This window comes from Halothiobacillus sp. (assembly GCF_028710545.1).
Taxonomy (GTDB): domain Bacteria; phylum Pseudomonadota; class Gammaproteobacteria; order Halothiobacillales; family Halothiobacillaceae; genus Halothiobacillus.
The window spans coordinates 10029-13575 of sequence record NZ_JAQTTX010000059.1 but is presented as its reverse complement, the minus strand read 5'-3'; the positions used below and the strand labels follow the sequence as shown (position 1 = coordinate 13575).

Below are 3547 nucleotides of genomic sequence, written 5' to 3'. Positions count from 1 at the left end.
AAATAACGTTCTGAAGAAATTCTGAACGAACCCGATGTTGCATCCGATGCCCGACATAACGCTGTCATGTACTTCGGTTAAAAGGACAAGAGGGCATAAATCCACCAAAAATGTAAAAAAGGCAGCAAAAATTTATGGCTGAATCTCAGGACCGGCGATCTGATCGTTTCCAGGAGCTTGAATCGTTTTCCCAGAAGGATCTGGCAGGTCAGTTACTGAAAGAAGTCCATGCGCTGGAGCAGGCCGGTATCGAGCAGGAAACGCTCTGTCAGGCCGATTTGGCATTGATTCACCCCGTATTCCGTGAAAGTGCCCGGAACCTGCTGCATTATCTCGCGGTGCGCCAGCACGATATCCGTGACTTGCAGCGAGAGCTGGCTTTTCTCGGGCTTTCGTCATTCGGCCTGTTGGAAATGCATGTTCAATCCTCGTTGAGCGCGGTCGCAAGACGCCTTCAAGACATGCGCGGGGAGGCCGATGGTACGTCACGCCCGGTGCCAATGACGCCGCAAACCGGGCTCGCGCTTCTGCAAGAACATACGCGGGATCTGCTCGGTGCCATGCAGGGTAATCGAGATGTGCGTGTGATGGTGACCTTGCCCAGCGAGGCGGTCACCGATCGTGGCCTCATTCCGGCTCTTGTCGAAGCCGGGATGGAGATTGCGCGAATTAATTGCGCGCATGACGATGTTACCGCCTGGCGAAACCTGATCGAACAGGTTCGTCAGGCATCATTGGCTCAGGGTCGCGAATGCCGGGTACAAATCGATCTGGCCGGGCCGAAGTCCAGAACCGGGACAATCTCGACCTTGGGGCAGGTGCTGAAGGTCAAACCCAAGCGAAATTTCAGAGGGGAAGTCATCGAACCGGCACGGTTGTTCTTGCGATATGCCGCAAACGGGCAAGACCTTCAGAATGCCTCCGCTGAAAAGGGAATGGCGCTGACCATGAGCGCTCGGGATTTCGCGTTGATCGAGCCTGGCACGACAGCAGCCTTTACTGATGCGCGTGGTCGTTCTATTGAAGCGAAGGTGCTGGAAAAATCAGCTGAGGGCGTATGGTTGGGCTTTTCGCATACGGCCTACATCGAAGAGCGCACGAAGCTTCGCTTCGTGTCTGCGCCCGAACGTACGGCAACGATTATCGGCGTGCCTGGCGTGGAAGAAACCATCCGGCTCAAGGTGGGCGATACCCTGATACTTACCCGCGCAGACATTCCCGGCCACGCGGCGCGATTGGATGATCAGGGGCAGGTTGTGACACCTGCACAGTTGCACTGCACGCTGTCGGCCGCGTTTGAAGAAGCCCGCCCGAATCAGGCGGCTTGGCTTGATGATGGCCGAATCGGCGCATTGATTCTGGCGAACGATGGCGAGCGGATCACCTTGAGTATTACCCATGCCGCACCGGAAGGGAGCCGGATCAAGGCGGAAAAAGGCATCAATTTCCCCGACACCGATTTTCATACGCCCGCCTTGACGGAGAAAGATCATGCCGATCTGACGGCTCTGGCACCCTACATTGATATCGTGGCGCTTTCATTTGTGCGCCAGCCTGAAGATGTCCGCTTGTTGCAAGAACGTTTACACGCTTTGGCCGTGCCGGATCTTGGGATTGTGCTGAAAATCGAGAATCGGCAGGCATTTGAACAATTGCCTCGCCTGTTGTTGACCGGTATGCGCAGCCCCAAATTGGGCATCATGATCGCGCGCGGCGATTTGGCTGTGGAGTTGGGTTTCGAACGGTTGTCTGAAGTGCAGGAAGAAATTCTGTGGCTGTGTGAGGCCGCGCATGTGCCGGTGATATGGGCGACGCAAATTCTTGAAAGCATGGCGAAAAGTGGTTCGCCCACCCGCTCGGAAGTGACCGACGCGGCGATGAGCATCCGTGCCGAATGTGCCATGCTGAACAAGGGGCCGCACATTGTCGAGGCGCTCAGATTTCTTAATGCCGTGCTGGGACGCATGGAAGGACACTACAGTAAGCGAATGACTTTGCGGCGCAAGTTGATGATTGCCAGTCTCGGTTCATAACGAGGTCGTTCGATTCCATTGCGCCGCGCATTCAATCCTGTGATTGGCAGGGTCGGATTGAACGCTCAACCGGGGTTCTAAGAGCTATACTGTAAAGCAGTTTGCACGCAGCTTGGATGACCACGACATGAGCGATTCTTCCGACCTTCCCACTCAGCCCACGCCAGACCTCGAACGTTTGATTACGTTGCGCGATCAGGCCCGGGCTTTGATTCTGGCCACGATCGATGAAGACGGATTTCCGAGTTTGAGCACCTTGCCATTTGTTTGGCATGAGGGCGCGTTCTGGGTCTTGATGAGCGATCTTTCGCCTCATACGCGCCAGGTGCGACAAAACCCGACAGTCGAGCTCATGTTGCTGGAAGACGAATCCAGAACGCACAACATCTACAACCGTGCCCGCGTAACCTGGCGGGCGGATGTTACCCGGATCGAACGGAACGACAGCCGCGTACACACCATATTCGACGCGCTGAAAGTGCGCCACGGAAAGATTCTGGATGTATTAACCCAACTGCCTGATTTTCACTTGCATTGCATCGTGCCCGGTGCAGGGCGGTTGGTGAACGGTTTCGGCCGTGCGTTCAAGATCGACGGGTTTGAATTGGTGGCGCATTTGCGCGGTGCCTGATCGAAGCCGGGTTCGAATAAATTCGAGGAAGTTTGCTTCAGGGAAGCTGCGACGGCTTACCTGATTTGAAACACCCATTCCAGTGCGACCTTGGTGCCAAAATAGGCCAGAACCAGGGTTGAATATCCCACCAGCGTCCAGTTCACGGCGGTTTTCCCGCGCCAACCCGCAACATGTCGTCCGATCAGTAATCCGGCAAAAATGAACCAGCCGATCACGGCCAGTATGGTTTTGTGTACCAGATGCAGGGCGAATATATTTTCAATGAAGATAAAACCGGTGGCCAGCGCCAGCGTAAGTAGAAGAAATCCCACACTGATAAAACGGAACATCAATTCTTCGACCGACTCCATCGGCGGCAATTTACTGACCAAGCCGGATGGATTGCGCGAATGCAATGCGCGATGTTGCCAGGAAAGCATGAGCGCCTGCAGGGCGCCGAGGGTAATCAATGCGTAGGCAACCAGTGAGATGAAAATGTGGGCATCGAGTGCGGGGTTACGCGCATGGAGCACGATGCTGTGATCGGGAAAGAATTGCGCCAGCACGACCGATACCGCAGTGACCGGAAGCAGAACCAGCAGGATGTTCTCGACCGGGCTGCGCAGGCTCGTGAACAGGGTGATGAAGGTAGAAAGCCAGAATATCGCCGACAACGCGTTGAATATGCTCATGTTCAAGCCCATGACGTGCTCGAGATAGGCGTTCTGATAGATCAGGTAACCATTGCCGAGCATTGCCAGAGTCGAGACGATCAGCATGGCCTTGCGGAATTTTGTCGTCGTGTCAGCTTGCTGCAGACCCAGGTAGAGCAGGACTGCGGCCAGAACATATCCGAGGATGGTAAGAAGGGCGATGCTGGTCATGACAAACAGAATGATTA

Annotated in this window: 3 protein-coding genes; 2 read left to right on the top strand and 1 reads right to left on the bottom strand. The window is 54.9% G+C overall.

Annotation, left to right across the window (positions count from 1 at the left end):
- Positions 1-134 precede the first annotated feature (134 nt).
- Together PHD44_RS10890 and PHD44_RS10885 are read left to right on the top strand one after the other, a co-directional pair.
- On the top strand, positions 135-2033 hold the full coding sequence (locus PHD44_RS10890; RefSeq protein WP_300191531.1) for a pyruvate kinase: 1899 nt from the start codon (positions 135-137) through the stop codon (positions 2031-2033).
- 127 nt (positions 2034-2160) lie between these two features.
- The gene (locus PHD44_RS10885) at positions 2161-2664 is read left to right on the top strand and encodes a HugZ family protein (RefSeq protein WP_300191528.1); all 504 of its coding nucleotides are present in this window, start codon (positions 2161-2163) and stop codon (positions 2662-2664) included.
- Positions 2665-2720: 56 nt separating this feature from the next.
- Here the strand turns inward: PHD44_RS10885 and PHD44_RS10880 are convergent.
- On the bottom strand, positions 2721-3547 hold an 827-nt coding region (locus PHD44_RS10880; RefSeq protein ID WP_300191525.1), incomplete at its 5' end, for an inner membrane protein YpjD.

Excerpts from the sequence above, each read along its gene's own strand:
- PHD44_RS10890 (WP_300191531.1), top strand. The coding sequence starts at position 135 with ATGGCTGAATCTCAGGACCGGCGATCTGATCGTTTCCAGGAGCTTGAA.
- PHD44_RS10885 (WP_300191528.1), top strand. The coding sequence starts at position 2,161 with ATGAGCGATTCTTCCGACCTTCCCACTCAGCCCACGCCAGACCTCGAA.